The 26,323-nt window shown below is 62.6% G+C and carries 21 protein-coding genes; 18 read left to right on the forward strand and 3 right to left on the reverse strand.

Going from position 1 to position 26,323, the window contains the following annotated elements; all coding sequences use genetic code 11:
- Positions 1–111: 111 nt before the first annotated feature.
- From serS to ACEWQ0_RS10990, 14 genes are all read left to right on the forward strand, one after another.
- Entirely contained in the window at positions 112–1,395 is a 1,284-nt protein-coding gene (gene serS / locus ACEWQ0_RS10925; protein ID WP_476483583.1) for a serine--tRNA ligase, read from the forward strand.
- Between the two features lie 31 nt (positions 1,396–1,426).
- Entirely contained in the window at positions 1,427–2,494 is a 1,068-nt protein-coding gene (serC, locus tag ACEWQ0_RS10930) for a 3-phosphoserine/phosphohydroxythreonine transaminase (protein WP_476485348.1), read from the forward strand.
- Complete coding sequence (pheA, locus tag ACEWQ0_RS10935; protein WP_476483585.1) at positions 2,487–3,602, forward strand: prephenate dehydratase; 1,116 nt, start codon at positions 2,487–2,489, stop codon at positions 3,600–3,602. The genes serC and pheA overlap by 8 nt, the downstream gene beginning before the upstream one ends.
- Positions 3,603–3,867: 265 nt before the next feature.
- Positions 3,868–4,989, forward strand: coding sequence for a histidinol-phosphate transaminase (gene hisC, locus ACEWQ0_RS10940; protein WP_476483586.1), 1,122 nt, complete (start codon positions 3,868–3,870; stop codon positions 4,987–4,989).
- Between the two features lie 3 nt (positions 4,990–4,992).
- The gene (gene aroA, locus ACEWQ0_RS10945) at positions 4,993–6,312 is read left to right on the forward strand and encodes a 3-phosphoshikimate 1-carboxyvinyltransferase (RefSeq protein WP_476483587.1); all 1,320 of its coding nucleotides are present in this window, start codon (positions 4,993–4,995) and stop codon (positions 6,310–6,312) included.
- Positions 6,313–6,373: 61 nt separating this feature from the next.
- A complete protein-coding gene (gene cmk / locus ACEWQ0_RS10950; RefSeq protein ID WP_476483588.1) occupies positions 6,374–7,072 on the forward strand; it encodes a (d)CMP kinase in 699 nt (232 codons plus the stop codon).
- A 105-nt stretch (positions 7,073–7,177) separates the two neighbouring features.
- Positions 7,178–8,899, forward strand: a complete 1,722-nt coding sequence (gene rpsA, locus ACEWQ0_RS10955) for a 30S ribosomal protein S1 (protein WP_476485349.1) — start codon at positions 7,178–7,180, stop codon at positions 8,897–8,899.
- A 71-nt stretch (positions 8,900–8,970) separates the two neighbouring features.
- Positions 8,971–9,264 carry an integration host factor subunit beta gene (locus ACEWQ0_RS10960; protein WP_476483590.1) on the forward strand — a complete coding sequence of 98 codons (294 nt, stop codon included), beginning with the start codon at positions 8,971–8,973 and terminating at the stop codon, positions 9,262–9,264.
- A gap of 7 nt (positions 9,265–9,271) precedes the next feature.
- Positions 9,272–9,547 (forward strand): LapA family protein, encoded by a 276-nt coding sequence (locus tag ACEWQ0_RS10965; protein WP_476483591.1) that lies wholly within the window; start codon positions 9,272–9,274, stop codon positions 9,545–9,547.
- Positions 9,540–10,709, forward strand: a complete 1,170-nt coding sequence (lapB, locus tag ACEWQ0_RS10970) for a lipopolysaccharide assembly protein LapB (RefSeq protein ID WP_476485350.1) — start codon at positions 9,540–9,542, stop codon at positions 10,707–10,709. Before ACEWQ0_RS10965 ends, lapB begins: the two co-directional genes overlap by 8 nt.
- On the forward strand, positions 10,706–11,737 hold the full coding sequence (locus ACEWQ0_RS10975) for an MraY family glycosyltransferase (protein WP_476485351.1): 1,032 nt from the start codon (positions 10,706–10,708) through the stop codon (positions 11,735–11,737). Before lapB ends, ACEWQ0_RS10975 begins: the two co-directional genes overlap by 4 nt.
- Entirely contained in the window at positions 11,734–13,620 is a 1,887-nt protein-coding gene (locus tag ACEWQ0_RS10980; RefSeq protein WP_476483594.1) for a polysaccharide biosynthesis protein, read from the forward strand. The genes ACEWQ0_RS10975 and ACEWQ0_RS10980 overlap by 4 nt, the downstream gene beginning before the upstream one ends.
- Before the next feature lie 68 nt (positions 13,621–13,688).
- A complete protein-coding gene (locus tag ACEWQ0_RS10985) occupies positions 13,689–14,723 on the forward strand; it encodes an alpha/beta hydrolase (protein WP_476485352.1) in 1,035 nt (344 codons plus the stop codon).
- Positions 14,724–14,768: 45 nt separating this feature from the next.
- Positions 14,769–15,344, forward strand: a complete 576-nt coding sequence (locus ACEWQ0_RS10990) for a NifU family protein (RefSeq protein WP_476485353.1) — start codon at positions 14,769–14,771, stop codon at positions 15,342–15,344.
- A 382-nt stretch (positions 15,345–15,726) separates the two neighbouring features.
- Here the strand turns inward: ACEWQ0_RS10990 and ACEWQ0_RS10995 are convergent, their stop codons facing one another.
- From ACEWQ0_RS10995 to ACEWQ0_RS11005, 3 genes are all read right to left on the reverse strand, one after another.
- On the reverse strand, positions 15,727–16,068 hold the full coding sequence (locus tag ACEWQ0_RS10995; RefSeq protein WP_476483598.1) for a c-type cytochrome: 342 nt from the start codon (positions 16,066–16,068) through the stop codon (positions 15,727–15,729).
- Positions 16,065–16,409, reverse strand: coding sequence for a c-type cytochrome (locus ACEWQ0_RS11000; protein ID WP_476483599.1), 345 nt, complete (start codon positions 16,407–16,409; stop codon positions 16,065–16,067). Before ACEWQ0_RS11000 ends, ACEWQ0_RS10995 begins: the two co-directional genes overlap by 4 nt.
- Before the next feature lie 165 nt (positions 16,410–16,574).
- A complete protein-coding gene (locus tag ACEWQ0_RS11005; protein ID WP_476485354.1) occupies positions 16,575–16,967 on the reverse strand; it encodes a hypothetical protein in 393 nt (130 codons plus the stop codon).
- Positions 16,968–17,179: 212 nt separating this feature from the next.
- Between ACEWQ0_RS11005 and ACEWQ0_RS11010 the strand changes: the two genes are divergently transcribed.
- From ACEWQ0_RS11010 to ACEWQ0_RS11025, 4 genes are all read left to right on the forward strand, one after another.
- Positions 17,180–18,343, forward strand: coding sequence for an acyl-CoA dehydrogenase family protein (locus ACEWQ0_RS11010; protein WP_476483601.1), 1,164 nt, complete (start codon positions 17,180–17,182; stop codon positions 18,341–18,343).
- A gap of 231 nt (positions 18,344–18,574) precedes the next feature.
- On the forward strand, positions 18,575–20,818 hold the full coding sequence (locus tag ACEWQ0_RS11015; protein WP_476485355.1) for a transketolase C-terminal domain-containing protein: 2,244 nt from the start codon (positions 18,575–18,577) through the stop codon (positions 20,816–20,818).
- 278 nt (positions 20,819–21,096) lie between these two features.
- A complete protein-coding gene (locus ACEWQ0_RS11020) occupies positions 21,097–24,054 on the forward strand; it encodes a TonB-dependent receptor plug domain-containing protein (protein ID WP_476485356.1) in 2,958 nt (985 codons plus the stop codon).
- 42 nt (positions 24,055–24,096) lie between these two features.
- Positions 24,097–26,250 carry an alpha/beta hydrolase family protein gene (locus ACEWQ0_RS11025; protein WP_476485357.1) on the forward strand — a complete coding sequence of 718 codons (2,154 nt, stop codon included), beginning with the start codon at positions 24,097–24,099 and terminating at the stop codon, positions 26,248–26,250.
- Positions 26,251–26,323: the final 73 nt, after the last annotated feature.

A 26,323-nucleotide genomic window follows, 5' to 3' on the forward strand; every position in this document is an offset into this window, starting at 1 on the left:
TCGAGGTCGCGGTTTCTGTTCGGGTTTCGTGATTCAGGATCCAGGATCCAGGATTCATTCCGGGATTGGTGCTTTTGGTTTCGCGCACTCAACGACTGAAGAAGAACTGTCATGCTTGACCCACATTTGCTGAGAAACGATCTTGAGTCCGTGGCAGCGCGTCTGGCGCGTCGCGGCTATCACCTCGATATCGAGAACTACGCCGCGCTCGAGGCGCGGCGCAAGAAGCTGCAGACAAAGACCGAAGAGCTGCAGGCCGAGCGCAATCGCCGCTCGAAATCGATCGGGCAGGCGAAGGCCGCCGGTGAGGACATCGCGCCGTTGGTGACCGAAGTCGGCCGGCTTGGCGATGATCTCAAGGCCGCAAGCGATGAACTCGAGCAGCTTCGCCACGAGCTCGAGCGCGTTCAGCTTGACATGCCCAATCTGCCGGACGCGTCCGTGCCCGAGGGCGATGACGAGGCCGATAACGCGCTGGCCCGCAGCGTTGGCGAACCCACCGCGCTTGATTTCGAGCCCCGCGATCACGTCGAGATTGGCGAGATGCTCGACGGTATCGACTTCGAGCTTGCAGCCAAGCTCGCCGGCAGCCGCTTTGCCGTGCTGGGCGGACAGGTCGCGCAGCTCCACCGGGCGCTGGCGCAGTTCATGCTCGACATGCATATCGGCGAGCACGGCTACCGCGAGATGTACGTGCCCTACATGGTCAACGCCGAGGCCATGCAGGGAACCGGACAGCTGCCGAAGTTCGAAGACGATGCCTTCGCCATCGACGACGACCCGCCCCGCTATCTGATCCCGACCGCCGAGGTGCCGCTGACCAACCTGGTGGCCGCCGAAATTCTTGACTCAGCGCATCTGCCGCTGAAATTCGTGGCCCACACGCCCTGTTTCCGGCGCGAGGCGGGCGCCTATGGCAAGGATACCCGGGGCATGATCCGTCAGCACCAGTTCGACAAGGTGGAGCTGGTCCAGATCGTGCGTCCCGACGAGTCCGAACAGGCCCTGGAGGCCTTGACCGGGCATGCCGAGAAAGTGCTGCAGGTGCTCAAGCTGCCGTATCGCGTGATGACGCTGTGCGCCGGCGACATGGGCTTTTCCGCGCGCAAGACCTACGACCTCGAGGTCTGGCTGCCCGGCCAGAGCGCCTATCGCGAGATCTCATCGTGTTCGAATTTCGGCGACTTCCAGGCCCGCCGCATGCAGGCGCGCTGGCGCAACCCCGAAACCGGCCGGCCCGAGCTGGTCCACAGCCTCAATGGTTCGGGGCTGGCCGTCGGCCGCGCCCTGATCGCGGTGCTGGAAAACTACCAGCAGCGTGACGGCTCGGTCAGCGTGCCCGAGGCCTTGCGGCGATATATGGGCGGCCGGGAGTCACTGTCAGTGGCCGAATGATCGTGTTGCCCACGGGCGCCGGAGGCACGCCATGAAAGTGCACAACTTCTCCGCCGGGCCCGCCATGCTGCCGGTCGAGGTGCGCGAGCGCTTGAGCGAAGCGCTGGCGCCGGCGGCCGGCGGCTTGCCCTCCATTGCCGAGGTGTCGCATCGTGGGCCGCGTTTCATGGCGGTGGCCGAGGAACTGCAACAGCGGCTTCGCGATCTGGCCGGCATCGGCGACGAGCACGCCGTGCTGCTGCTGCACGGCGGCGCGAATGCTCAGTTTGCCCAGCTGCCGCTGAACCTGGCCGCCGACGGTACGGCGGCCTTTCTGATTTCCGGGCACTGGGGTAAAAAGGCTTTGGCTGAAGCCGGGCGCGTTGCCTCGACACAGGTGGTCGGCAGTAGCGAGGAGGGCGGCTTCATCGACCTGCCCGAAATCGGACGCCTGCCCGAAAGTTGCGCCTACCTGCACTTTACCGGCAACGAGACGATTCACGGGCTGCAGTATGCGCAGCCGCCGCGAGCTGCAATACCGCTGGCTGCGGACTTGTCTTCGGAATTCCTGTCGCGGCCGTATCCCTACCGTGATCTTGGCTTTGCCTACGCCGGTGCGCAGAAGAATCTGGGCATCGCCGGACTGACCGTGGCCTTCATTCGACGTGATCTGCTCGCGCGCGTGCCCGATACGCTGCCGCGCTTTTTTGACTATCGCAGCTGGGCGGAGAGTGACAGCCTCTACAACACCCCGGCCAGCCTGGCCTGGTTCGCCGCTCTGGAAGTGTTGCGCTGGATCGAGCGCCAGGGCGGCCTCGAAGCGATCGCTGACCGCAATCAGCGCAAGGCGGAAACCCTCTACCGCGCCATCGATCGGTCGGATTTCTGGCACAACCCGGTGACCAGGGCCGCACGTTCAGTGATGAACGTGCCCTTCTGGCCGACCGATCCATCACTGGTGCAGCCTTTCGTCGAGCAGGCCGAGGCGGCCGGCCTGCATGGGCTCAAGGGCCACCGCGCGCTCGGTGGCCTGCGAGCCAGTCTGTACAATGCCCAGACTCTTGACGCTGTGGAGGCACTGGTTGACTTCATGCAGGAATTCGAACGACGCCATGGATAAGATCGATCTCGGTCAGGTGCGCCAGCAAATCGATGCGCTTGACGAGCGTATTCAGGCTCTCATCGCCGAGCGCGCGGGCCTGGCGCAGGCGGTACGCTCTGCCAAGGGCGCGATGGCCACGCCTGCCGACTACTATCGACCCGACCGTGAGGCTCAGGTGCTGCGGCGCGTGATCGAGCGCAACGATGGCCCGCTGACCGATACGGTCATGCTGCGCCTGTTTCGCGAGATCATGTCGGCTTGCCTGGCCCAGCAGGAGCCGCTGCGCGTGGCCTTTCTGGGGCCGGAGGGCACCTTTACCCAGCAGGCGGTTTTTCTGCAGTTCGGGCATTCGGTCAGCGCCAGCTCCGAGACCGGTATCGACGAGGTGTTCCGGCGCGTGCAGGGCGGTGAGGTCGACTTCGGCGTGGTGCCGGTCGAAAATTCGTCGCAGGGCGTGGTCACGCACACGCTCGACATGTTCATGCATTCGGACGTGCGCATCGCCGCCGAGGTGGAGCTGAGGATTCATCAGCACCTGTTGACCGCGGCGCGTTCGCTCGACGGCGTCGAGCGCGTCTACGCGCATCAGCAATCGCTGGCACAGTGTCGGATGTGGCTGGAAAGACATCTCGAGGGCGTCGAGCTGATCGCGGTCTCGAGCAACGCCGAAGCTGCCCGTCGCGTGCGCCACGCGCCGGATGCCGCCGCGATTGCCGGGCGCAGCGCCGCCGAAATCTACGGCATTCCGGTATTGTTCGCCAATATCGAGGATCATGCCGACAACACGACGCGTTTTCTCGTGCTCGGCCGCGAGCTGTTGCCGCCCTCGGGCGACGACAAGACGACCCTGATGGTGGCTGGCCCGGGGGGCGATGGCCCCGGCGCATTGTTCAGCCTGATCGAGCCACTGTCCAGACACGGCGTCAACATGACCCGGATCGAGTCGCGGCCCTCCCGGGAAGGGCGCTGGGATTACGTGTTTTTCATCGACGTCGACGGCCATGTCGAAGATCCCGGCTTCAAGAACGCCCTGGCCGAGGTCGAAGGCCGCTCGGCACAGGTGCGCATCCTCGGCTGTTATCCCCGCGCCGTCGTCGGTCGCCTGCCGGGCGAGAGCGGCGCCTGAGGCGTGAAGTCAGAAGATAATTGCTCAGGAATGAAACCAGACAATCAGGATCAAGGGCTTTTTGCCCACGGATGAACACGGATAAAAGCAAAGAAGAACTCTAAAGAGGAACTCTAATGGAAAGCAGTGATGAAAAACCGGAGCCTGGCTCTGGCATTCGATCGCTCGCCAATCCAGCAGGGTGGTGTTGTTTTCCATCTGTGTCCATCCGTGGGCAAAAAGGTGCCGGGGTTTTGGATATTTTGAAGTTGAACAAGGGATCTTAATGAAGCTACGAGACTATTCCGCTCTGGCCGCACCAGGTGTGCGCGATCTGACTCCTTACACGCCGGGCAAGCCGATCGACGAGCTCGAGCGCGAATACGGGGTCAGTGATTCGATCAAGCTGGCCTCCAACGAGAATCCTCTGGGCGCGAGCCCGAAAGCGATTGCCGCCGCCCGTGCCGCGCTCGATGATGCCTGGCTGTACCCTGATGCCAACGGCTTTCATCTCAAGCGGGCGCTGGCCGAAAGGCATGCGCTGCCGCCAGAGGCCATCACCCTGGGCAACGGTTCCAACGACGTGCTGGTGCTGCTCGCACAGACGTTTCTGCGGCCCGGTCTGGAGGCTGTGTTTTCGCAATATGCCTTTGCGGTCTATCCCATCGCGACTCAGATGATGGGCGCACAGGCGCAGGTCGCCCCGGCGCTGCCGCTCGACCATCCGGGCATGCCGTTGGGCCATGATCTGCGCGGCTTGTTCGAACGCGTTGGTGATGACACGCGGCTGGTTTTCATTGCCAACCCGAACAACCCGACCGGCACCTGGCTGGACGGTGATCGACTGAAGGATTTCATCGGCTCGCTGCCGCCCCAGGTCATCTGCGTGGTCGACGAGGCCTATACCGAGTACGCCGAGTCCGACACTCTCGGTGACGCCTCGACCTGGCTGGAGGAGTTTCCGAACCTGGTCGTGACTCGCACCTTCTCCAAGGCTTACGGTCTGGCCGGTCTGCGCGTGGGCTATGCGCTGTCGAACCCCGGGATTGCCGACCTGCTCAACCGTGTTCGGCCCGCCTTCAACGTCAACGCGCCCGCCCTGGCAGCGGCGCAGGCCGCGCTGGGTGATGAAGAGTTCATTGCCGCAACCCGTCGCTGCAACAGCGAAGGCCTGCGCCAGCTTCAGAAGGGCTTCGAAAAGCTGGGGCTGACGATCATTCCCTCGGCGGCCAATTTCCTGCTGACCGGCTTTGATCGTTCCGGTGCCGAGCTCAACGAAGCCCTGCTCAAGCGCGGCGTGATCGTGCGGCCGGTGGCTAACTATGGCCTGGATGATTACCTGCGCATCACCATCGGCACGCGCGAACAGAATGAGCGCCTGCTGGCGGTGTTGTCGGAGGTGATCTAAGCGATGCGCCTGATCGTTCAGCCAGCTGCGCGCGCTTTGAGCGGCCGCTATCGCCCCCCGGGCGACAAGTCCGTTTCCCATCGCGCCGCGATCCTGGGCGGGATTGCCAGCGGCGAGACCGAGATTCATGGTTTCCTCGAGAGTACCGATACCCGGGCAACGCTGGCGGCGATGCGACAGCTGGGAGCCGGCGTTGAGGAAACTGATGGCGTGATCCGGATGCGCGGCGGCGACCTGCGGCCGCCGTCCGGGGCGCTGGACCTGGGGAATTCAGGCACCGGTATCCGCCTGCTTGCCGGCGCCCTGGCCGGGCATCCGGCACTGCGGGATGCGCCGATCGAGCTGGTCGGCGATCAGTCGCTCTCGAGCCGGCCGATGGCGCGCATCATCGAGCCGCTGGCGCGCATGGGCGCAGTCATCGACAGTCGGGAAGGCTGCGCTCCGCTCAAGGTCCACCCCACCCGCTTGCGCGGGCAGCGTCACGCGCTCAACGTCACCAGTGCGCAAGTCAAGTCGGCCATTCTGTTGGCCGGGCTGTTTGCCGAGGGAGAAACCGTGGTTGTCGAGCCGGGTGTGAGCCGCGATCACAGCGAGCGCATGCTGCCGGCGTTCGGCGCCTTGCTCCACGATGGCCGGCCGGGTGTGGCCGTGCGCGGCGGTCAGGCGCTGTCGGGCACGCGTGTGGAAGTGCCTGGTGACCTGTCTTCGGCGGTGTTTGTGCTCGCGGCGGGGCTGCTCGTCGACGGCTCGGTGATCGAGCTCGAGCGCGTCGGGCTGAATCCCACCCGCAGCGGCGTGATCGATATTCTGCGAGCCATGGGCGCGACGATGACCATCGAGGGCGACCAGACCGATGGTGGCGAACCGCTGGGCCGGATTACAGCTCGCGCGGGTCGGCTCTCGGGCGCCGATGTGGCCCGGGAGCTGGTGCCTCTGGCCATTGACGAGTTTCCGTTGATCATGGCCTTGGCTGCCGCCGCCAGCGGCCGCACGCGGATCCGCGGTGCCAGCGAGCTGCGGGTCAAGGAGTGCGACCGCATTGCCGTGATGTGCCGTCAGCTCGCCCGTCTGGGGGTGAGCGTGGAAGAGCTCGATGACGGCGCCATCATCACCGGCGGACCGGTGCGCGGAGGCGAGGTTGACAGTCACGGCGATCATCGCGTGGCCATGAGCCTGGCGGTGCTGGCCCTGGCGGCCGAAGCTCCGGTCACGATCAATGATGCCGAGTGGATCGAGACGAGTTACCCGGCGTTTGTAGACGATATGACGGGGCTGGGGGCGGAGATGGAGTGGGAAGGTTCGAGTGTGAAGTGTGAAGTGTGAGGGGCTGGCGTTTGGTTCTGTGCACTTTAGACTTCACACTTTACACGCAGCCTGGCTGGCGATGATGACTGAGACTGCCCGCAAAGAGACAACAACGATACCCGTATTGACCATCGACGGCCCTTCCGGTGCCGGCAAGGGCGCAGTTTCGGCGCGGGTTGCCGCGCGCCTGGGGTGGCGGCTGCTCGATTCCGGTGCGGTCTATCGGGCTGTGGCGCTGGCCGCGATCGACCGCGGCGTGGAGGCCGATGACGACGCAGCGCTGGTGGCCCTGTGTGATCAGCTGGATCTGCGGTTCTGCTCCGGCAGCGACGGCGTGAAGGTGCTGCTCGACGGCCGTGCAGTCGACGAACGACTGCGCAGCGAGGCCGTGTCGGTCATGGCCTCTCAGGTCGCTTCACGGCCGGCGGTCCGCCGGGCGCTGATGGATCTGCAGCGCCAGTTTCGGCGCGCGCCCGGCCTGGTGGCGGACGGCAGGGATATGGGCACCGTGGTCTTTCCGGAGGCCCCGGTCAAGGTTTTTCTCGACGCCAGCGTCGAAGAACGAGCGCGTCGCCGGCATAAACAGTTGAAAGAGAAAGGAGAAAGTGTTAAATTCTCCCGTCTTTTTCGCGATCTTGCCGAGCGCGACCGCAGGGATCGTGAACGAGCCGTCTCGCCGACGGTTCCGGCGTCGGGCGCAACCGTGATCGATTCGACTGAATTGACGCTGGCGCAGGTAGTCGAGCAGGTTCTTGATCTGGTAGCGGGCGCTGTCTGATTGCGAAAAAGAGGTTGAAGTCAGGTTCCGGCCCCGCACAGGTGGTGGTCGGGTTTTTTCACGAGCGTTCCTCGCGAGCGCAGACACCGTAGAGACAAGCGGACTTTGAACGCCAGGGCCGCGCAGATCTTGCAGGAAGAAACAAGCGTAATGACCGAATCCTTTGCAGAGTTATTTGAACAGAGCATTGCCGAAAAAGACCTTCGCCCCGGCGCGATCGTCAACGGCAAGATTGTCGATATCCGGGAAGACGTAGTCATCGTCAACGCCGGGCTGAAGTCCGAGGGTATCGTTCCCATTCACCAGTTCCGCCTGCCGGATGGTGAGCTGGAAGTGGCCGTCGGCGACGAGGTGGAAGTGGCGCTGGATACCGTCGAAGACGGTTTTGGCGAAACTCGCCTGTCGCGCGAAAAGGCCAAGCGGGCCCGGGTCTGGACCAAGCTGGAACAGTCTTACGAAAACGAAGACAACGTGATCGGTCAGATTTCCGGCAAGGTCAAGGGTGGCTTCACGGTCAATATCGACAGCATCCGCGCTTTCCTGCCGGGATCGCTGGTGGATGTTCGTCCCGTGCGTGACCCCGCCTACCTCGAGGGCAAGGACCTCGAGTTCAAGATCATCAAGCTCGACAGCCGCCGCAACAACCTGGTGGTCAGCCGTCGCGCGGTGGTCGAACACGAATACGCCGCCGAGCGCGAAGACCTGATCGAGCGCCTGACCGAGGGTGCGGTGGTCAAGGGTGTGGTCAAGAACCTCACCGATTATGGTGCCTTCCTGGATCTTGGCGGCATCGATGGCCTGCTGCATATCACCGACATGGCCTGGAAGCGCGTTCGCCACCCGTCCGAAGTGGTGGAAGTCGGCGAGGAGCTGGAGGTTCGCGTGCTGCGCTTCGACCGCGAGCGCATGCGCGTTTCGCTGGGCCTCAAGCAGCTGGGCGATGATCCCTGGGAAAACATCGATCGGCGTTATCCGCCAACCACCCGACTGTTCGGCAAGGTCACCAATATCACCGACTACGGCTGCTTCGTCGAGATCGAGGACGGCGTCGAAGGCCTGGTTCACGTCTCCGAAATGGACTGGACCAACAAGAACGTCAACCCGGCCAAGGTCGTGCATGTCGGCGACGAGGTCGAGGTCATGGTGCTGGATGTCGACGAGGAGCGTCGCCGCATCTCGCTGGGCATGAAGCAGTGCACCCCGAACCCCTGGGAAGCTTTCGCAGCCACTCACAACAAGGGCGACAAGGTCGCCGGTGCGATCAAGTCGATCACCGATTTCGGCATCTTCATCGGTCTGGAAGGCGGTATCGATGGCCTGGTGCACCTGTCCGACATTTCCTGGATGACGCCGGGAGAGGAAGCCATCCGCAACTTCCGCAAAGGCGAGGAAGTGGAGGCGACCGTGCTGGCTGTCGATCCCGAGCGCGAGCGCATTTCGCTTGGCATCAAGCAGCTCGAGCAGGATCCCTTTGCCACCTACATGGCAGCGCATCCGCGTGGTTCCATCGTCAACGGCACGGTCAAGTCCGTTGACCCCAAGGGCGCGGTTGTCGAGCTTGCCGATGGCGTGGACGGCTATATCAAGGCCTCCGATCTGGCCAAGGAGCGCGTGGACGACGCCACCAAGGTGCTTTCCGAGGGAGATACAGTCGAGGCCAAGTTCGTGGCGCTCGATCGCAGGACCCGTAACCTCACCCTGTCGATCCGGGCCAAGGATGACGACGAGCTCGCCGAAGCCGTTGATCAATACCATCGCTCCGGCAGCGGCGGCAGCACCACCCTGGGTGACCTGCTGAAGGAGCAGCTCGAGAACAAGGACGACTGACACAGCAAATCACCGGGCGTTCGCGTGTGCACCTGCAAACGTGAACGCCCGGATCTTTCCGGGGAGCAGCAATGACCAAATCCGAACTGATTGAACGCATGGCCGGTGAGCAGACTCATCTCAGTCATGCCGACGTCGAGCTGGCAGTGCGCTGCATTCTCGAGCAGATGAGTCGTGCGCTGTCAGAGGGGGAGCGTATCGAGGTGCGGGGGTTTGGCAGCTTTTCGCTCAACTATCGTCCGGCGCGCATGGGCCGCAACCCGCGCACCGGAGAATCGGTGGCACTGCCGGGCAAGTATGTGCCGCACTTCAAACCCGGGAAGGCGCTGCGAGAGCGGGTCAACGCCGGGGCGTCGTCAGATTGATCGCCGCATGTTTCGCTGGCTTCTGATTTTCCTGCTCATCGCTGCCGCGGCTGCCGGGCTGGTGATCGGCGCGCTCAATGTCGATCCCGTCAGTCTGGACTTTCTGGCTTTCAAGCTCGACCTGCCCCTTGGGGGGCTGGTCCTTCTGGCCTTCAGTTCCGGCCTGATTGCAGGGCTGGTGCTGGCATGGCTGCTGTTTTTTTTGCCCGGTCGCATCCGGCGCTCCAGCCGCTCACGGTCGAACGACAAGGGGAATGATCTGACCAGCCACGCCAATGGCTGAACTGCTGGTTCTGTTTCTCCTGCTCCCGCTGGCAGCTGCCAGCGGCTGGTACCTGGCCCGGCGACAGAATGCGCGCCATGATCGCCGGCGAACGAAAACCTTCTCCAGCAACTACTTTCGCGGGCTCAACTATCTGCTCAACGAGCAGCCCGACAAGGCGATCGAAATCTTTCTGAAGCTGGTCGAGGTCAACCCGGACACGGTGGAAACGCACCTGGCGCTGGGCAGCCTGTTCCGCCGGCGTGGGGAGATCGACAAGGCCATTCGTTTCCACAAGCACATCATCACTCGCCCCGGCCTGGACGATGAGCAGCGCGCCCAGGCGCTGATGGAGCTGGGCGAGGACTACATGCAGGCCGGCCTGCTCGACCGGGCGGAATATCTGTTCGCCGATCTGCTGGACCACGATGACTCGCATATCCGCCCGGTGCGACAGTTGCTCGATATCTACCAGCAGGAAAGGGATTGGGAGAAAGCCATCACTCAGGCGCGTCGCCTCAGTCGCGTCGACGGCGAGAATTCTGCCGGGCTGATCGCCAGTTTCCACTGTCAGCTGGCGCGGCAGGCGCTTGACGCCGGCGATATCGAGGCGGCGCGGCGATCTCTGCGGCAGGCGCGACGCTATGATCCGGCCAACCCCCGAGCCCATCTGATTCAGGCCGAACTGGCCGCCGGGGATCAGGCCTGGGAGGATGCGGCGGCGCTTTATCGCCGCGCCTGCGAGCTCGATCCGGACTGCCTGAGCTTCGCCTTTGAGGCCATGCTCGATGCACACCGGCGCGCGGAGCGCATGTCCGAGTTCGAGTCCTGGCTGGAGTCGCTGATCGAGCGCAGCCCGATGACCACGGCCATTCTGGCGCTGGCCCGACAGAAGGCAACGCACGATCCCGGGGCTGCAGTCAGCTTCCTGCTTGCTCACCTGTCGCGGCGGCCCACCGTGCGCGGTCTCGACTATCTGATCGAGCTGGTTTACCGTCAGGGTGCCAGCCTGGACGAGGTCGGCCCCGAACTGATCCAGGATATTCTCAAGCGTTTGCTCGACGGTCAGCCGCGCTATCGCTGCGAGCACTGCGGCTTCAGCGGCAGTGCCTGGCACTGGTTGTGCCCGAGCTGTCGTCGCTGGCATACCACCCGTGCCATTACCGGCGTGCTGGGAGAATGATGCCCGACGCGGCGTTCTGGCTGCTGGCGGTCCTGGCGGCAATTGCCTCTGCCGCGCTGACGGCGCCGCTGCGGCTGTGGCTGTTGCGGCGGGGCCAGGTGGACCAGCCCGGGCAGCGGCGCAGTCATGCCCGGCCGACGCCGCGTGGCGGTGGCTTGGCAATTGTTGCCGCGCTGGTCATTGCCTGGGTGGCATGGCCGGGGGCGCTAGCAGCCTGGTGGCAGCCCATGGCGGCAATCGTTTTCATGGCCGCGGTCGGCTGGATCGAGGATCGTCATCAACTGGCTGCGCCGTGGCGCTTCTGCCTGCAGTTGACAGGGGCGGTGGCGCTGGTCGGACTGGCCGGTGGCATCGGGCAGGCCGCCATCTTCGGCATCATGATCGAATCGGTGTGGCTGTGGAATCTGCTGGCCGTCATTGCCGTCATCTGGCTGATCAATCTGTATAACTTCATGGACGGCTCGGACGGCATGGCCGCGGCCCAGGGCGTCTGGGTCGGGCTGGCAGTGGCCGTATTGTTCGAGCGGGCCGGCCACCCTGAGCTGGCAATGCTCGCCATGGCAGCGGCGGGCGCCTGGGGCGGGTTTCTGTTCTGGAACAGACCGCCGGCGGGCATTTTCATGGGCGACGTCGGCTCACTGGCTCTGGGCGCCTTTGTCGCCGCCGCGGCCATCGCCGGTGCGGTTACCGGCGCCATCAGCATCTGGCTGAGCTTCATGGTGTCTTCGGTTTTCGTGGTCGATACCACCGCGACCCTTCTGGCGAGAGCCTTGCGCGGGCAGCGGTGGTATACTCCGCATCGGCAACACGCCTATCAGCGTCTGCTTGACTTGGGCTTGAGCCACGCCAAAGTGATGGGGTTGTATCAGCTGATCAATGTGCTGATTGTGCTGCCGGTGATCGCAGCGGCCTTGCACTGGCCAAAGCTGGACAGCGTTCTGGCACTTGGCCTCGCCGTGGCTCTTGTTGTGGGGTGGCGAGTCGTTCAGCCGGCTGCGACAGCGAACAACGACAAGGCAGAATTGTGACCGAACAGCCGGAAAAGCGAGGGGCGTTCCTGAATTTGCGCTCGCTGGTCGTGGCCCATGATCTGATCATGGTGGCTGCCGCCTGGCTGCTGGCGCGCGTCGCTTCGCAATGGCTGCTGGGCGCGCCGTTGCTGGAATGGCAGCGCTTTGTTCTCGAAGTCAATCTGATTGTCGTGCTGCAGGGGTTTCTGCACTGGCGAACCGGCCTCTATCGCGGGGTGTGGCGGTTTGCCAGCCTGCCGGATCTGGGCAATCTGATGCGCGCGACCATGTTGGCCGCCGTGTCCGGTGCCACCGTCCTGCTGCTGCTCGAAGCGCCGCTCGAGCTCATGGTGTTGATGGTCTGGCTGTTCCCGCTGCTGCTGCTGTTGAATCTCGGCGTGCCGCGGCTGACCTATCGCGTGTTCAAGGACATGCGCCTGGAGGTATATCGCCGCCGCCAGACCCGCCGTACCGTCATTCTGGGCGCCGGGCGTTCCGGCCGCTTGCTGCTGCCGGAGCTGCGTCGCCGCGGTAACTTCGATGTGGTCGGCTTTCTTGACGACGCGCGCGGGCTGCAGCACACCGAAATCGACGGGGTGCCGGTGCTCGGCGACATTGCCAGCCTGCCGCGCATTGCCAGGGAAGCCGATCTCGACATGGCGGCCATTGCCATTCCATCTGCAACCAATGCGCAAATGCAGCGAGTGGTGGAGGTCTGTGAGCGTGCCGGAGTCGAGTTCCGAACGGTGCCTACCCTCAAGGAGCTGGGCGCGTCCCTGACGCGTTTTGACGATCTCAAGCCGGTGGCGATCGACGATTTGCTGGGGCGGGAACCGGTTTCGCTCGACTGGGAATCCATTCGCTCCGGCCTGACCGGCAAGCGCGTGATGGTGACCGGCGGCGGGGGCTCCATTGGCGCCGAGCTCTGTCGCCAGATTGCGCGCCTTGATCCGGCTGGCCTGCTGGTGGTCGACAACAGCGAGTTCAATCTCTACCGCATTGACTATCGGCTCAAATCCGAGTTTCCCGATCTGATGGTCGAGACCGTGCTTGGCGACGTCTGCGACCCGGCCACGGTCGAGACCCTGATGCAGCGCTCGCGCCCGGAGGTGGTGTTCCACGCTGCCGCCTACAAGCATCTTCCAATGCTGCAGAATCAGGTACGCGAGGCCTTTCGCAACAACGTCGTCGGTACCCGGCGGGTCGCTGACGCCGCCGTGCGCTACGGCGTGGGCACTTTCGTTCTGATTTCGACGGACAAGGCGGTCAATCCCTGCAATGTCATGGGAGCGACCAAGCGCATTGCCGAGCTCTATATTCAGCAGCTCAATCAGTCGGCAGACACCAAGCTGATCACCGTTCGCTTCGGCAACGTCCTCAACTCCACCGGTTCGGTGGTGCCGTTGTTCAATGAGCAGATTCGCCGGGGCGGTCCGATTACCGTGACGCACCCGGAGATCACCCGCTATTTCATGACCATTGCCGAGGCCGGGCAGCTCATTCTGCAGGCCGGCGTGCTGGGGCGCGGTGGCGAGGTGTTCGTGCTCGATATGGGCGAACCGGTGCGCATCGGCTTTCTGGCCGAGCAGCTCATACGCCTGGCCGGAAAGGAGCCCGGGCGCGACGTCGAGATTGTCTATACTGGCCTGCGGCCCGGAGAAAAGCTCTTCGAAGAGCTTTTCCACGAGAACGAGTCCTACGCCACGACGGCACATGAAAAGATCTTTCTTTCTCAGGGTCCATGCCAGGCGCTCGACGGCATTGATGACAAGTTGCGGCGCGCAGAGGCGGCCGTGATGCGCTACGACAATGACGCGCTGCGATCCATCCTGCTCGAACTGGTGCCCGAGCTCGGCAAGGTGCCCCGGCGTGAGCGCAAGGTCATCCCTCTGGCCGGTTGAGCGTTGCCCCGGGGCGGTTTGATCTGATCCACGTTGTCCTTGTTCAGACCAGATTTGCGGAGATATTGATGTCGAAACTTCGTCCCGATCCCGCCGCTCGCCGCGGACGGGTAGTCGGCTTCGAGCACGGTTCACAAATCCTGAAAGGTAACGCGCTGGGCGATCCTGCGCACCGAAGTCACCCGGTCTATCTGCCGGCGGGTTATGACGATGACGTTGATCGCCACTACCCGGTTCTGTGGTGCCTGGCAGCTTACACCAACGCCGGGCCAGGGCAGGTGAGCTGGCGCAACCACGGCGAGAACCTGCCGGCACGGCTCGATCGGTTGATCGAGTCGGGTGCCATGCCGCCGGTCATTGTCGTGTTTCCCGACTGTTACACCAGCCTGGGTGGCAATCAGTACGTGAACACCCCGGCGATGGGCGCCTACGCCGATTATCTGATCGACGAGCTGATTCCGGCCGTCGATGCCGCCTTTCGCACCATCCCCGAGGCCGCAGCCCGGGCCGTATTCGGCAAGTCGTCGGGCGGTTTCGGTGCGCTGCATCTGAGCCTGTCGCATCCCGGGCACTGGGCGGCGGCGGCCAGCCATGCCGGTGATGCCGGATTCGACCGTGTCTATCGCGGCGACTTTCCGCTTGCCGCCGGCGTGCTGGCGCGTCATGACGGCGACCTCGAACATTTCGTACGCACCTTCTGGGGCGACAAGCGGCCCGGCGGCGCTCAGTTTCATACCTTGATGACGCTGTGCATGGCGGCCAGCTATTCGCCCGATGAGGCCTGCCAGCTGGGCCTGCGTCTGCCCTTCGATCTCCACACCTGCCAGCTCGATGAGTCCACATGGGCGCGTTGGCTGGCATTCGACCCTGCTCGACGTGTAGCTGCCGAGGCGGAGCGCCTGGCCGAGCTGGCGGGCCTGTGGATCGATGTCGGCAGCCGTGATCAGTACTTCATTCAATACGGCACCCGGCAAATGCATCAGCAGCTGGAAGCGCAGGGCATTGCGCATCATTTCGAGGAGTTCGACGGCACCCACTCGGGTATCGATTGGCGCTACGATCACTCGCTGCCCTGGCTGGCCGCGCGCTTGAAAGCGGACTGATTCGACGGCACATTTGAAAGACATACAGACGAGGTGATCTGAATCATGCTGACTGTCACTCCCGCCGCTCGCGACTATTTTTCCGATTTGCTCGAGCAGCAGCCCGATGGCACCAACCTGCGCCTGCGTGTGACCAACCCGGGCACGCCTTCGGCCGATGTGGAGCTGACCTATTGCGGCCCCGGCGATGAGGCCGAAAGTGATGCGTCGGTCGACTGCCAGGCCTTCAGGCTGTTTGTTGAAAAGGTCTCTGCAGACACCCTGAGTGGTGCGATGATCGATTTCGAGACCAGCCGCATGGGCGGTGAGCTGTCCATTCGCGCGCCGGGCCTCAAGGGCAATGCCCCGCCCGACGACGCCCCCGTGGAGGAGCGCGTCGCCTGGGTGCTCGAAAGCCGAATCAATCCCATGGTGGCTTCGCATGGTGGCCACGTCGAACTGGTTGAGGTCACCCGCGACAACGATGTGGTGCTGGAGTTCGGCGGTGGCTGCCACGGCTGCGGGATGGTCGATGTAACCCTCAAGCAGGGAATCGAAAAAACGCTGCGCCAGGAAATAGCCGAGCTGCGCGAGGTGGTGGACGCCACCGACCATGCTACTGGAGAAAACCCCTACTACTGATCCAGTGTCTCCCGCCACGCATTCTATCGCCTTGAAAGGCGGGGCGGTGCGCTTGTCTCGCTGAGAGTTACGGAACGAGTGGCGGGGTGAAATCAGACTCCGGCGGTTCGGTTGAATCGATTCGGGAGGTGCATCTCACAGGCTGGCTGGTCTCATCGGGTCTTGCTTTCCGGTAGATGCAGAATGTGGCCTTCTGCCAGGCTTGATTGCCGTGATCCAGGGTGCAAGGTCGACTGCCGCTACTGCAGACATGCGTAGTTTATAGAAACTCAAGTAGCGACCTGCCGGACTGGGATCGCGACTTCGACAGCGGCGGCCCTGCCTCGGCCGCCTTGTCTTGCCGTGCTGCGATCCCGAGCCGACAAAGCCTGCTCGGGACAGGCTAGCGGCGGCCGAGTCGCGGCGTTTTCAGTCCTTTCTGACTGGCGTACCAGGCGGCCAGGTCCGCAATATCCTGGTCGCTGAGGCTGCTGGCAAAGCTGTTCATCTGCGCGTCCTTGCGCTCGCCCGAGCGATACTGCTTGAGCGCGTAAACGAGGTAGCCGGCGTGTTGTCCGCCCAGCTTGGGCGTGTCCGGCGTCACCGCCAGATTGCCGTCCTTGCCGTGGCAGGCCTGGCAGGTCTGGGATTTCTCGAGGCCACGGCTGGCGTTGCCGGCGGCCAGGGCGTCGTTACCGGCCAGCACGAGAAGGGCGGCGGCGAAGGTCAGGGCGAGCGGTTTCATGAGTCGTCTCCTCCGTGGGCGCTGACGAAGTAGGCGGCGATGTCGCGCATGTCCTGATCGCTCAGGGTGCTGGCCTGTGCCCGCATCGTGGGGTGCTGGCGATCGCCAGCGCGGTAGGCTTTGAGGGCAGAGACGATGTAGCCGGAGGTCTGGCCACCAATTCTGGGTACCGGATAAGTCGGGTAGACGTTTCTCTGCTCGGGTTTACCGTGGCAGCCAAAACAGGTGTAGGCAATAACACGGCCGCGTTCGACGTCGCCTTCGTTCTCGCCCTGATCCTGTGCCATCGCGCCTTGGCTGATCATCGCGAGGAATGCAACGACAAGAATTCGATTCAGCATAGAGTTCGCCAGTGGAAAATGATCAAGCCGCCATTATACCCAGCCGATCGGCGCGTAGGAAACACCTCGGCTTCTTGACACAGCGCAGCGCATTGGAAGGGCTGCGATGGCTTGTTGGCGACGCGAGGTGGCAGCGGCGCCTTCCCCGAAAGCCGTGGCATCATTTCAGTGGGTTTTCCGGACGATCAGCTCGTAAGGCGTTTCCGAGTTGTTCCGGTGCCACTGGACCTGCACGCTGTAGTCGTGGCCCGGCTCGAGCGTGATGTCGAAGTCCACGTTCTCATCCCCGCGCCGCAGGCGCTGGCCGATGGCCGCCTTGGTGAAGCGTGCCGGCACCCGCGCGGTCAGCGTGTAGTTGCCCGGTTCGAGCGTGAGCATTTTCCGGGGGCCGATGTATTCGCCGTTGACTGCCGTGAGTTCGACCTCGTAAACGTATTGCGCGAGCTTGGGCGGGCCGCTGATGACGCGTGCCTTGGCCGGTTCGCCGTTGGCAGCGATGGCCAGTGAGCCGAGTGCCGCGAGCATCACGCCGGCGAGGAGGGCGGTTGCGTATCTCATGCGTTCATCTCCAGTGTGTACCGCGGCTGGAGCGGCGCAGGTCGCGTGGCCAGTTCAGGCCAGCGGGCCACACGGGCTCCGAGCCGGTGTCTTCATTGTTTAACATGGTGACGAAAGGTGGTCAAATCGAGCCTTTCTCGGTTGCCAGCGCCTTCTTGAGTGCCCGATCCAGTACAATGCACAGGCTGGCCCAAACCCATTGTCTACCGCCCATGCGCTCACTCGATACATTCGATTTGTACGATGTCGACGATCTGCTGACCGACGAAGAGCGGATGATCCGCGAATCGGTGGCCCGCTTTGTCGACGAAAAGGCCCTGCCGCTGATTCCGAAGTGCTTCGACGAAGCCCGCTTTCCCGAGGAGCTGATTCCCGAGATGGCCGAGTTGGGGCTGCTCGGCGCCAGCCTCGAAGGCTACGGCTGTGCCGGCTTGAACGCGACCAGCTATGGCCTGATCTGTCAGGAGCTCGAGCGCGGTGATTCAGGTCTGCGCAGCTTTGCCTCGGTGCAGTCCTCGCTGTGCATGTACCCCATTCATGCCTTCGGCTCCGAAGAGCAGAAGCAGCGCTGGCTGCCGGAAATGGCCGCTGGCCGGGTGCTCGGCTGTTTCGGCTTGACCGAGCCCCACGGCGGCTCCGACCCCTCCAACATGAAAACGCGGGCGCGGAAGGACGGCGACGAATGGATTCTCAACGGCGCCAAGATGTGGATAACCAGCGGCAGTATTGCCGATATCGCCATTGTCTGGGCGCAGACCGACGACGGTGTGCAGGGCTTCATTGTAGAGAAGGAGTTTGCTGGCTACGAAGCGCGCGATATTCACGCCAAGATGTCGCTCCGCGCCTCGATCACCTCCGAGCTGTATTTCGACAACGTGCGCGTGCCCGATGCCAACCGCCTGCCCGGAGTCAAGGGGCTCAGAGGGCCGCTGTCGTGCCTGAATCAGGCGCGCTACGGCATCACCTGGGGGCCGATCGGCGCGGCCATCGCCTGCCTCGAAGAAACGCTGGACTACTGCGCGGAGCGTGAGCTGTTCGGGCGCCCCGTTGCGGCTACGCAGAGCGCGCAGATCAAGCTGGCCGACATGGCGCGGCGCATTACCGGCGCCCAGCTCATGTCCTGGCGGCTGGGGCGTTTGAAAGACGAAGATCGGCTACACCCAAGCCAGGTTTCGCTGGCGAAGTGGAACAACGTGCGCATGGCGCTCGATATTGCCCGCGAATGTCGCGACCTGCTCGGCGGATCGGGGATCACGCTGGAATACTCGGCCATTCGTCATGCGCTCAACCTGGAGTCGGTGATTACCTACGAAGGCACCGAGACCGTGCACCAGCTGGTGATCGGCCGACAATTGACCGGGCACAATGCCTTTTGAACGTGTTCTGGCGAGCGCGAAATTCCAGGCCCGAAGCACCAGATTCGAAACCAGACCTAACGGCCAGAACCGCAGTGACCGAAACTCCGTCGGACGAGCGGTTCCTGGCCTGGCCGTAACTCCTGGCGCCGGCCTGTCTGACGCATTGGTTTTTCGAACATTCAGGTTTGTTTTGAATTCGCAGCATTCGATCGCACCCAGGCGATCGCGACATCTTTACCGATCAGACTCATGACCAAACCTTCTCAATCCCGTCAAATCAACCGCGCCGAAGTCGTCGATGAGAACTTTCTTGACCACCTGACCGCAATCGAGGACGGTCGGGTAGCGGTATTCGACCGGCCCGGCTTGCCCAACCCCGACCTGCTCGAGCTTTTTGACAGCCAGATGGTGTCGCGTCAGCTCGATCTGATGGCACGCATCAAGCGCCTGGAAAACAAGGTCTTTTACACCATCGGTTCTTCGGGGCACGAGGGCAATGCGATGGTGGGACGGCTGACTCGCGCGACCGATCCGGCCTTCCTGCACTATCGTTCCGGCGGTTTCATGGCCGAGCGCTATCGCAAGCGCGACGGCCTGAACTTCATTCACGATACCTGTCTGAGCTTCGCCGCCGCGCGGGCGGATGTTGCCTCCGGCGGTCGCCACAAGGTCTGGGGTCATCCCGACCTGTGGGTGTTGCCGCAGACGTCGACCATCGCCAGTCACCTGCCCAAGGCGGTTGGCACGGCGCTGGCCATTTCGCACGGCGGCGGTGGCCGGCATCCATTGCCGGTGCCCGACGACTCCATCGTGGTGTGCAGCTTCGGCGACGCCAGCCTCAATCACGCCGCTGCCCAGAGCGCGATCAACACCTGCGCCTGGTCGCGTCATCAGAGCCTGCCGGTGCCGGTGCTGATGGTCTGCGAAGACAACGATATCGGCATTTCCGTGCCCACCCCCAGCAACTGGGTGGCCGACAGCATGCGTACTCGCCACGGCATCAGTTACCACTATGCCAATGGACTGGATCTGGTCGCGGGCTATGATGCGGTTCAGCGGGCCGTTGATGAATGCCGCACGCGCCGGCGGCCGGTGTTTCTCCACCTCAAGACCACGCGTTTGATGGGGCATGCCGGCACCGACTTCGAAATTGAATACCGCTCCGGTGCCGAGCTCGAGGCGGCCGAAGCCCTTGACCCGCTGCGGACCAGCGCCGAGGCCGTTGTCGGTCGCGGCCTGATGACGCCGGCCCAGATTCGCGAACGCTACAAGACCCTGGCTGAGCGCTGCCTGGCCGAGGCCGACCGCGCCGACGGGGCAGGGCGGATCACTACACGCGCCGAGGCGATGGCGCCGCTGGCGCCGTTCACCCCCGACGCCGTGGCGAAAGAGGCGGCGCGCATGCCCGCGCGCGCGGAGCGCATACGCGTATTCGGCAACGAGCGTCTGCTGCCGGAAAATCAACCGGGCAAGCACATGGCCGTGCAAATCAATCGGGCGTTGACCGACCTGCTGGTCAAGTATCCGCAGGCGCTGGCCTTTGGCGAAGACGTTGGCCGCAAGGGTGGCGTCTACACGGTGACCAAGGGGCTTGCCTGGCGCTTCGGCCCGCGTCGCGTATTCAACACCCTGCTCGATGAGACCACCATTCTGGGGCTGGCACAGGGCTACGGCGCCATGGGTTACCTGCCGATACCCGAAATCCAGTACCTGGCCTATTTTCACAATGCCTGCGACCAGATCCGCGGTGAAGCGTGTTCGCTGCAGTACTTCTCCAACAACCGCTACCGCAACCCGATGGTCATGCGGATCGCCAGCCTGGGTTACCAGAAGGGTTTCGGCGGACATTTCCACAACGACAATTCAATCGCCGCCCTGCGCGATATTCCCGGCCTGGTCATCGGTTGTCCGTCTCGCGGTGATGATGCCGTGACGATGCTGCGCAGCATGATGGCGCTGGCCCGGGTCGACGGCCGGGTTTCGGCCTTCCTCGAGCCGATTGCCCTGTACATGACCAAGGACCTGTACGCCCGGGACGACGGCGAGTGGAGCTTCGACTATCCCGCTCCGGGCGATTCCATGCCGATGTTCGCGTCTCGCGTCTATGACGAGTCTGCAAGTGATCTGCTGGTGGTGACTTTCGGCAACGGTGTGCCCATGGCGCTGCGTTGTGCGCGTGCCATGTCAGAGCAGAAGGGCGTTCGTGTTCGCGTGCTCGACCTGCGCTGGCTCAAGCCGCTGGACGTGGAGGCCATTGCTCGACACGCGTCCGAGTGCGCCGGCGTGGTCGTCTTCGATGAAGGTCGACCTGATGGCGGTGTTGGCGAGGCCGTGGTCACCGCTCTGGTCGAAGCCGGCGTCGCCGATCGCCCGGTGCGCAGGCTCACCGGCGCCGATTGTTATATTCCGCTGGGTGATGCGGCCAATCTGATTCTGGCAGCGGAAGAAGAGTTGCTGCAGCTTTGTGTGGAGGTTGCCGGCGAATGCCAATGAGCTGCCCGCTCGGCGTTGTGGCTGATTGGGACTTGCATCCGGGCGCCAGCAATTGTAAAGTCTGTTTCGCTTGACCATAACGAAATATTAATTTTGTGGGTAACGACAGGCCTGTGATCGGTTAATCGTCGCCTGGAGAGCATCAAGGATGTCCGCTGGCTATAACAGCGATCGGTCACTTTGGCTCATGCGACCGAAAAAGGGGTCGGCCGGGCAGAATGAGGGTGCCGGATGATGATCAGGGTCCAAGTTTGCAGTTCATATGGAGGTTGTTAACAGTGCGCAACGCAAGAAAGAAATTGCTATACACGGCGCTGGTCGCCGGGTTGGGGCTCGTGGCAACGAGCGCTACCCCGGTGTGGGCGCAGGACGACGAGTCCCAGGTCGACACGACCGAGGCTCAGGATGAGGACCGCCAGGAGGAATCAACGCTTGATCGTATCGAGGTGACTGGCTCGCTGCTGCAGCGAGAGGATTTCTCCTCGGCGGCGCCGATGCAGGTGATCGATGCCGAGACTCAGTTCCAGGCGGGTCAGTTGTCGGCCGCGGATATTCTGCAGAGCTCCTCAGTAGCTTCCGGTACCACGCAGATGAATAACCAGTTCGGTGGTTATGTCGTTCAGGGCGGCACCGGCGTGCAGACCCTGGATCTGCGCGGCCTTGGTACTTCGCGCACTCTGACGCTGCTCAACGGGCGTCGCCCCGGCGGCTCGGGAACGCGTGGCGAAGTGCAGGCCGTGGACCTGAGCATGATTCCCGACATTGCAGTCAGCCGTTTTGAAATCGTGCTTGACGGCAGCTCTTCCATTTATGGTTCCGACGCCGTGGCTGGTGTGGCCAATATCATCACCCGTCGATCGGTCGATCGGACAGAGCTCAATGTCGCTGTCGACGCTCCGCTTGACAGCGGCGGCGAGTTCTATCGTTTTGGTGCCATTACCGGCGCCAACTTCGACAATGGCAGTCTGACCTTCTCGGCGCAGTACGAGAAGCAGAAGGCCCTGCGCGCTGGGGATCGCGATTTTCTCAGATGCGAAAAGGATCGGGTCTGGAATGCCGATGGCCATCGCATCGATCGGGAAGACCGCTCCGTTAATGCCGGTACTTCGACCGGTGGTTGTTACGGCATGTGGTACGACTCGATCATTGATGCGCTGACGGGTGATCGCTGGATCACTTCTCCCGATGGCGAGTTTACCGGCCCCTTCCCCGGTCGCCGTGATCTCCGTGACAATCGCTACGACGAAGAGCCGTATGGGCAGGCCTGGTACGAAACCGTACGCAACGGCAAGTTCATGGAGTCGGAAACGGTCATCAACGAACGCGAGCGCATGAACTTCTATGCGACGGCCGACTTCACCTTCGGCGATGTCGAGTGGGACGCCGATTTTCTCTACAGCAATCGTGAAACCACGCGTGAGGGCTGGCGCCAGTTCTTCCCGTTTGTTGGCGGCGCTCAGGCCGCTGCGCTGACCGGTGATGGCAGCCTTGCCTACGCTAATGATCCGACCTGGAATCCGCTTGACCCGGCGGTTTCACCGGTGGAAGGGCAGTTGACCCAGCCTATCTACCCGTACCCGCTCAACTCGAACATCGACGTTGACTACTACTATGCCTCGACCGGCCTCACCGGCCGCTTGCCGACCAAGAATTACTGGAGCTGGCAGGTGCATGGCAGCTACTCACGCTCGGACGGCGACTACCGGCAGAACGCCATCGACGGCAGTCGCACGGGTGACGTTGATTACGACCTCAACCCGCCAAGCTATGATCCGTTTGATCCGGGTTATCTGAACGGCAACAAGATGGACGAGTTGGTCAGCATTGTCGGTGCCGACACGCTCGGTAACACCCTTTATGAGCAGTGGCAGGTTACCGGTCTCATTACTGGCGACCTGTTCGAGCTTCCGGCCGGCACCGTCGGCACGGCGCTTGGGGTGGAATACCGCGATTTCCGTATCGACGACCAGCCCGATCCGCTGTCACAGGCAGGCGATTCCTGGGGCCTTTCTTCAGCAACCGTGACCAAGGGCAGCAACAACGTCGCCGAGGTCTTTGGCGAGGTCGAAGTGCCGCTTCTGGCAGGTATTCCCGCGTTTGAATCGCTGACCTTCAACGGTTCCGCCCGCTACTTCGACTACGACAGCGGCGGCAGCGATGCCGTGTGGAAGGCTGGCCTGAACTGGCAGATCGTACCCACCGTACGTCTCCGCTCCACGGCCGGAACGTCCTACCGCGCACCGGCACTGTTCGAGCAGTTCCTCGGTGACCAGAGCGGGTTTGTCGGTCAGACGCTCGACCCCTGCATCGAGTGGGAGGACAGCACCAACGAAAACATCCGTACCAACTGTGCCGCTGAAGGTATCCCGGGTGATTACGCGGGCGTGGGCTCTTCGATCACGGTCATCTCCGGCGGTGGCGTCGACAATCTCGAATCCGAGACTTCCGACGCGTACAACTTCGGTATCGTCTGGACGCCCGAATTCACCAACCTCAACGTGGCGCTGGACTGGTACCAGATCGAGGTCAAGGATCAGATCGCCCAGCTGGGTGCGAGCGCCATTGCGGCCGGTTGCTACACTGGTGACAACTTCCCGAACCAGTTCTGCGAACTGCTGACTCGTAACCCGGGTGATGCACCGATCGGTGCCTACAACATCGACGTCATCAACGACAGCTACGTCAATATCAACACCCAGGAAGTCGAGGGTCTGGATCTGAACCTCACCTGGAAGCAGAACTTCAACTGGGGTAGCCTCAACCTGGAGTCGCAGACGACACGGCAGCGCAAGAACGTGCTGCAGCTCTTTGCCCCGGGTGAAGTCGACGGATATGACGATCTCGACGTGGTGGGAGATATCGGTACGCCCAAGATCGTCAGCAATCTCCGTGCCACCGCCCGCAGAGGCGACTGGTCGGCCACCTATTACATGCAGTACGCTTCGTCCACGGACGCATCTCGCTTCGCCAATGCCGAGATCAGCTACTACGGTGAAGACAACGCGTACCGCGATATCAAGTTCGAAGCCTGGTGGCAGCACAACCTGTCGTTCCTGTATCAGCAGGACCGTTGGGACTTCCTTATCGGGGTCAATAACATCTTCGATGAGAAGCCCGACCTGGTGTCGGCCGGCGCTGCTGGCGCGGTCTATACGCACGGCAACTTCCCGATCAACGGTACTCAGGCGAGCCTGCTGGGACGGCGGATCTTCAGCCGTATCAACTACCGCTTCTGATCGACTGGAGACCCTGAAAAACCTTTCAAGGTTATTTCGCAGATGGCGCCCCACCGGGGCGCCATTTTTTTTAAACTAGCGAGCCAAAGATCACTTTCCACAGAATTGCTCTTGCGCTACAGCAGCGCAGTAAACAGTCAGCACAGCGGGATACGCATCATGTTCAAGGCCTTTCGGACACTCAGTATTGCAGCACTCATGATTTTTGGGAGCGCAGTTCATGCAGCACCCATCTCTATCGAGTCCATCGCGCGTCAGCCCGCGATCAGCTCGGTATCGATGAGCACTGACGGCAAGCACCTGGCAGCCATCATCAGCGCGCCGGGCAGCGACCATCGAGATACCGCGCTGGCGACCTGGGATCTGGACAATCTCGATCAGGGGCCGGTGATTACCCCCAGCGGCGACAAGATGAAGTTCATCCACGCGGCAGCGCTCAAAGCGGGGAAAGTGCTCGTGACGGGTCGGCAGGAAATGACTGCAGCCCTGGGCGGGTGTGGCGAAGGCAGGGACTTCGGCGCAGAGACCACCTTCATTTTCAAAAGCTATCTGACAGATGCCCAGCACAAGGATTTCGAGGAGGCCTTTGAGTCGGGCAAGCGCATGCTGGGCGCCAGCGAGGCGACCAAGCGCTGCGCTGAACTGACCGGCACCGCAGGCCTGGTCAGCCTGCTGCCGCTGGACCCTGAAAAGGTAATTGTCCGTAGAACCAACATGCTGAAGCTCACCAGCAACTATTACGAATACGACTTGACCAGCGGCCGGATCAACTTGCGTTTCAGGGGCAGTCCCGAGGCCTCACCTGGCCTGTTTCACCCGCGCAACGGGCAACTGCTCACGCGCAACGCCATGACCGCAAAGTCGGGTAATCGTTACGAGCAGAGCATTGAAATACGCAACCCTGAAACCGGAGAATTCGAAAAGCATGATGAACTGAAGACCATGCTCGCCGACCGCGTGCAGATGCGAATGGTCGGCATTGATGAGGACAGCGGCAAGTACTATGTACTGACAGACAAGTTCTCGGATCTGGTGCAAGCCTGGGAGTATGATCCCAAGGCCCGGTCTTTCAGCGACAAACCACTGCTGGCCCATCCCCGCTTTTCCATCGCGCGCCTTGGCTTCGGAACTCAGCCCGATAACTTCAACGAAGTCGTTTCGTTCACCGTGGCTGGTCCGGTTCATGAGACTACTTATGTCAATGCCGAAATGCGGGCTCTGCACGATGGTCTCAAAAAGCAGTATCCCGACCAGACGGTATCCATAACGGCTTACAACGAGGGCCTCTCACGGGTGCTTTTCCAGACCTCCAGCAATCGGCATCCGACCAGTTACCATCTTCTGTTTGACGGCAAGAGAATTCAGACGCTTGGCAGCGAGCGGCCCTGGATCGACTCTGAGGATCTGGGCGAGCAGCGCTGGATCACCTATGCGGCGCGGGATGGAATGAAGATTCCCGCCCTGCTGGATTTGCCGGCAGGCTGGAACAAGGAGGAGGATGGACCGCTGCCGCTCGTGGTCAATCCGCACGGTGGGCCCTGGAGCCGGGACTTCGGCGGTTGGGATGCTTCCGGCTGGGTACCGTTTCTGACCTCCCGCGGATTTGCCGTGCTGCGCCCGCAGTATCGCGGCAGTCAGGGCCTGGGCCGTAAACTCTGGGTCGCCGGCGACGCCGAATGGGGGCAGAAAATGCAGGACGACAAGGACGATGGTGCCAAGTGGGCGGTGGAGCAGGGCATTGCCGATCCCGATGCGCTGGTGATCTTTGGCTATTCATATGGCGGGTTTGCCGCTGCAGCAGCGACCGTGCGGCCGGACACCCCATTCCGCTGTGCCATTTCCGGCGCTCCGGTGACCAACCTGACCCGTATTGGCACTCGCTGGAGCCAGAATCGCACGCAGCGTCTGCTGCAGGGGGTTACCGTACGCGGCATGGATCCGATGCAGAATACCGACAAGGCGCACATCCCGGTCCTGATCTATGTGGGTAGCCGTGACGTGCGCACCCCGGAGCGTCACGCCCGGGAATTCTATCGCGCGGTCAAGGACAGGGTCCCGGCTCGGCTGGAGATCATCCAGGACATGCCGCATCAGATGCCGTGGTATTACCGACATCACGAGGAAACGTTGTCGTTGATCAGCGACTTTCTCCGCAAGGAATGCGGGTTCGATGATTTCCCAAGGGCCAGCAGCTAGATCGCTCGGAGCTTGCAAAGCTGAAAAGGGCGTCCACTGGACGCCCTTTATGCTGTTGATCTGGTCATAGGTG

The sequence above is a fragment of the Wenzhouxiangella sp. YN9 genome, assembly GCF_056324165.1.

Bases quoted from the DNA above. Each gene is read 5' to 3' on its own strand.
- serS (WP_476483583.1), top strand. From the start codon at position 112: ATGCTTGACCCACATTTGCTGAGAAACGATCTTGAGTCCGTGGCAGCG.
- serC (WP_476485348.1), top strand. From the start codon at position 1,427: ATGAAAGTGCACAACTTCTCCGCCGGGCCCGCCATGCTGCCGGTCGAG.
- pheA (WP_476483585.1), top strand. From the start codon at position 2,487: ATGGATAAGATCGATCTCGGTCAGGTGCGCCAGCAAATCGATGCGCTT.
- hisC (WP_476483586.1), top strand. From the start codon at position 3,868: ATGAAGCTACGAGACTATTCCGCTCTGGCCGCACCAGGTGTGCGCGAT.
- aroA (WP_476483587.1), top strand. From the start codon at position 4,993: ATGCGCCTGATCGTTCAGCCAGCTGCGCGCGCTTTGAGCGGCCGCTAT.
- cmk (WP_476483588.1), top strand. From the start codon at position 6,374: ATGATGACTGAGACTGCCCGCAAAGAGACAACAACGATACCCGTATTG.
- ACEWQ0_RS10960 (WP_476483590.1), top strand. From the start codon at position 8,971: ATGACCAAATCCGAACTGATTGAACGCATGGCCGGTGAGCAGACTCAT.
- ACEWQ0_RS10965 (WP_476483591.1), top strand. From the start codon at position 9,272: ATGTTTCGCTGGCTTCTGATTTTCCTGCTCATCGCTGCCGCGGCTGCC.
- lapB (WP_476485350.1), top strand. From the start codon at position 9,540: ATGGCTGAACTGCTGGTTCTGTTTCTCCTGCTCCCGCTGGCAGCTGCC.
- ACEWQ0_RS10975 (WP_476485351.1), top strand. From the start codon at position 10,706: ATGATGCCCGACGCGGCGTTCTGGCTGCTGGCGGTCCTGGCGGCAATT.
- ACEWQ0_RS10985 (WP_476485352.1), top strand. From the start codon at position 13,689: ATGTCGAAACTTCGTCCCGATCCCGCCGCTCGCCGCGGACGGGTAGTC.
- ACEWQ0_RS10990 (WP_476485353.1), top strand. From the start codon at position 14,769: ATGCTGACTGTCACTCCCGCCGCTCGCGACTATTTTTCCGATTTGCTC.
- ACEWQ0_RS10995 (WP_476483598.1), bottom strand. From the start codon at position 16,068: ATGAAACCGCTCGCCCTGACCTTCGCCGCCGCCCTTCTCGTGCTGGCC.
- ACEWQ0_RS11000 (WP_476483599.1), bottom strand. From the start codon at position 16,409: ATGCTGAATCGAATTCTTGTCGTTGCATTCCTCGCGATGATCAGCCAA.
- ACEWQ0_RS11005 (WP_476485354.1), bottom strand. From the start codon at position 16,967: ATGAGATACGCAACCGCCCTCCTCGCCGGCGTGATGCTCGCGGCACTC.
- ACEWQ0_RS11010 (WP_476483601.1), top strand. From the start codon at position 17,180: ATGCGCTCACTCGATACATTCGATTTGTACGATGTCGACGATCTGCTG.
- ACEWQ0_RS11015 (WP_476485355.1), top strand. From the start codon at position 18,575: ATGACCAAACCTTCTCAATCCCGTCAAATCAACCGCGCCGAAGTCGTC.
- ACEWQ0_RS11025 (WP_476485357.1), top strand. From the start codon at position 24,097: ATGGCGCCCCACCGGGGCGCCATTTTTTTTAAACTAGCGAGCCAAAGA.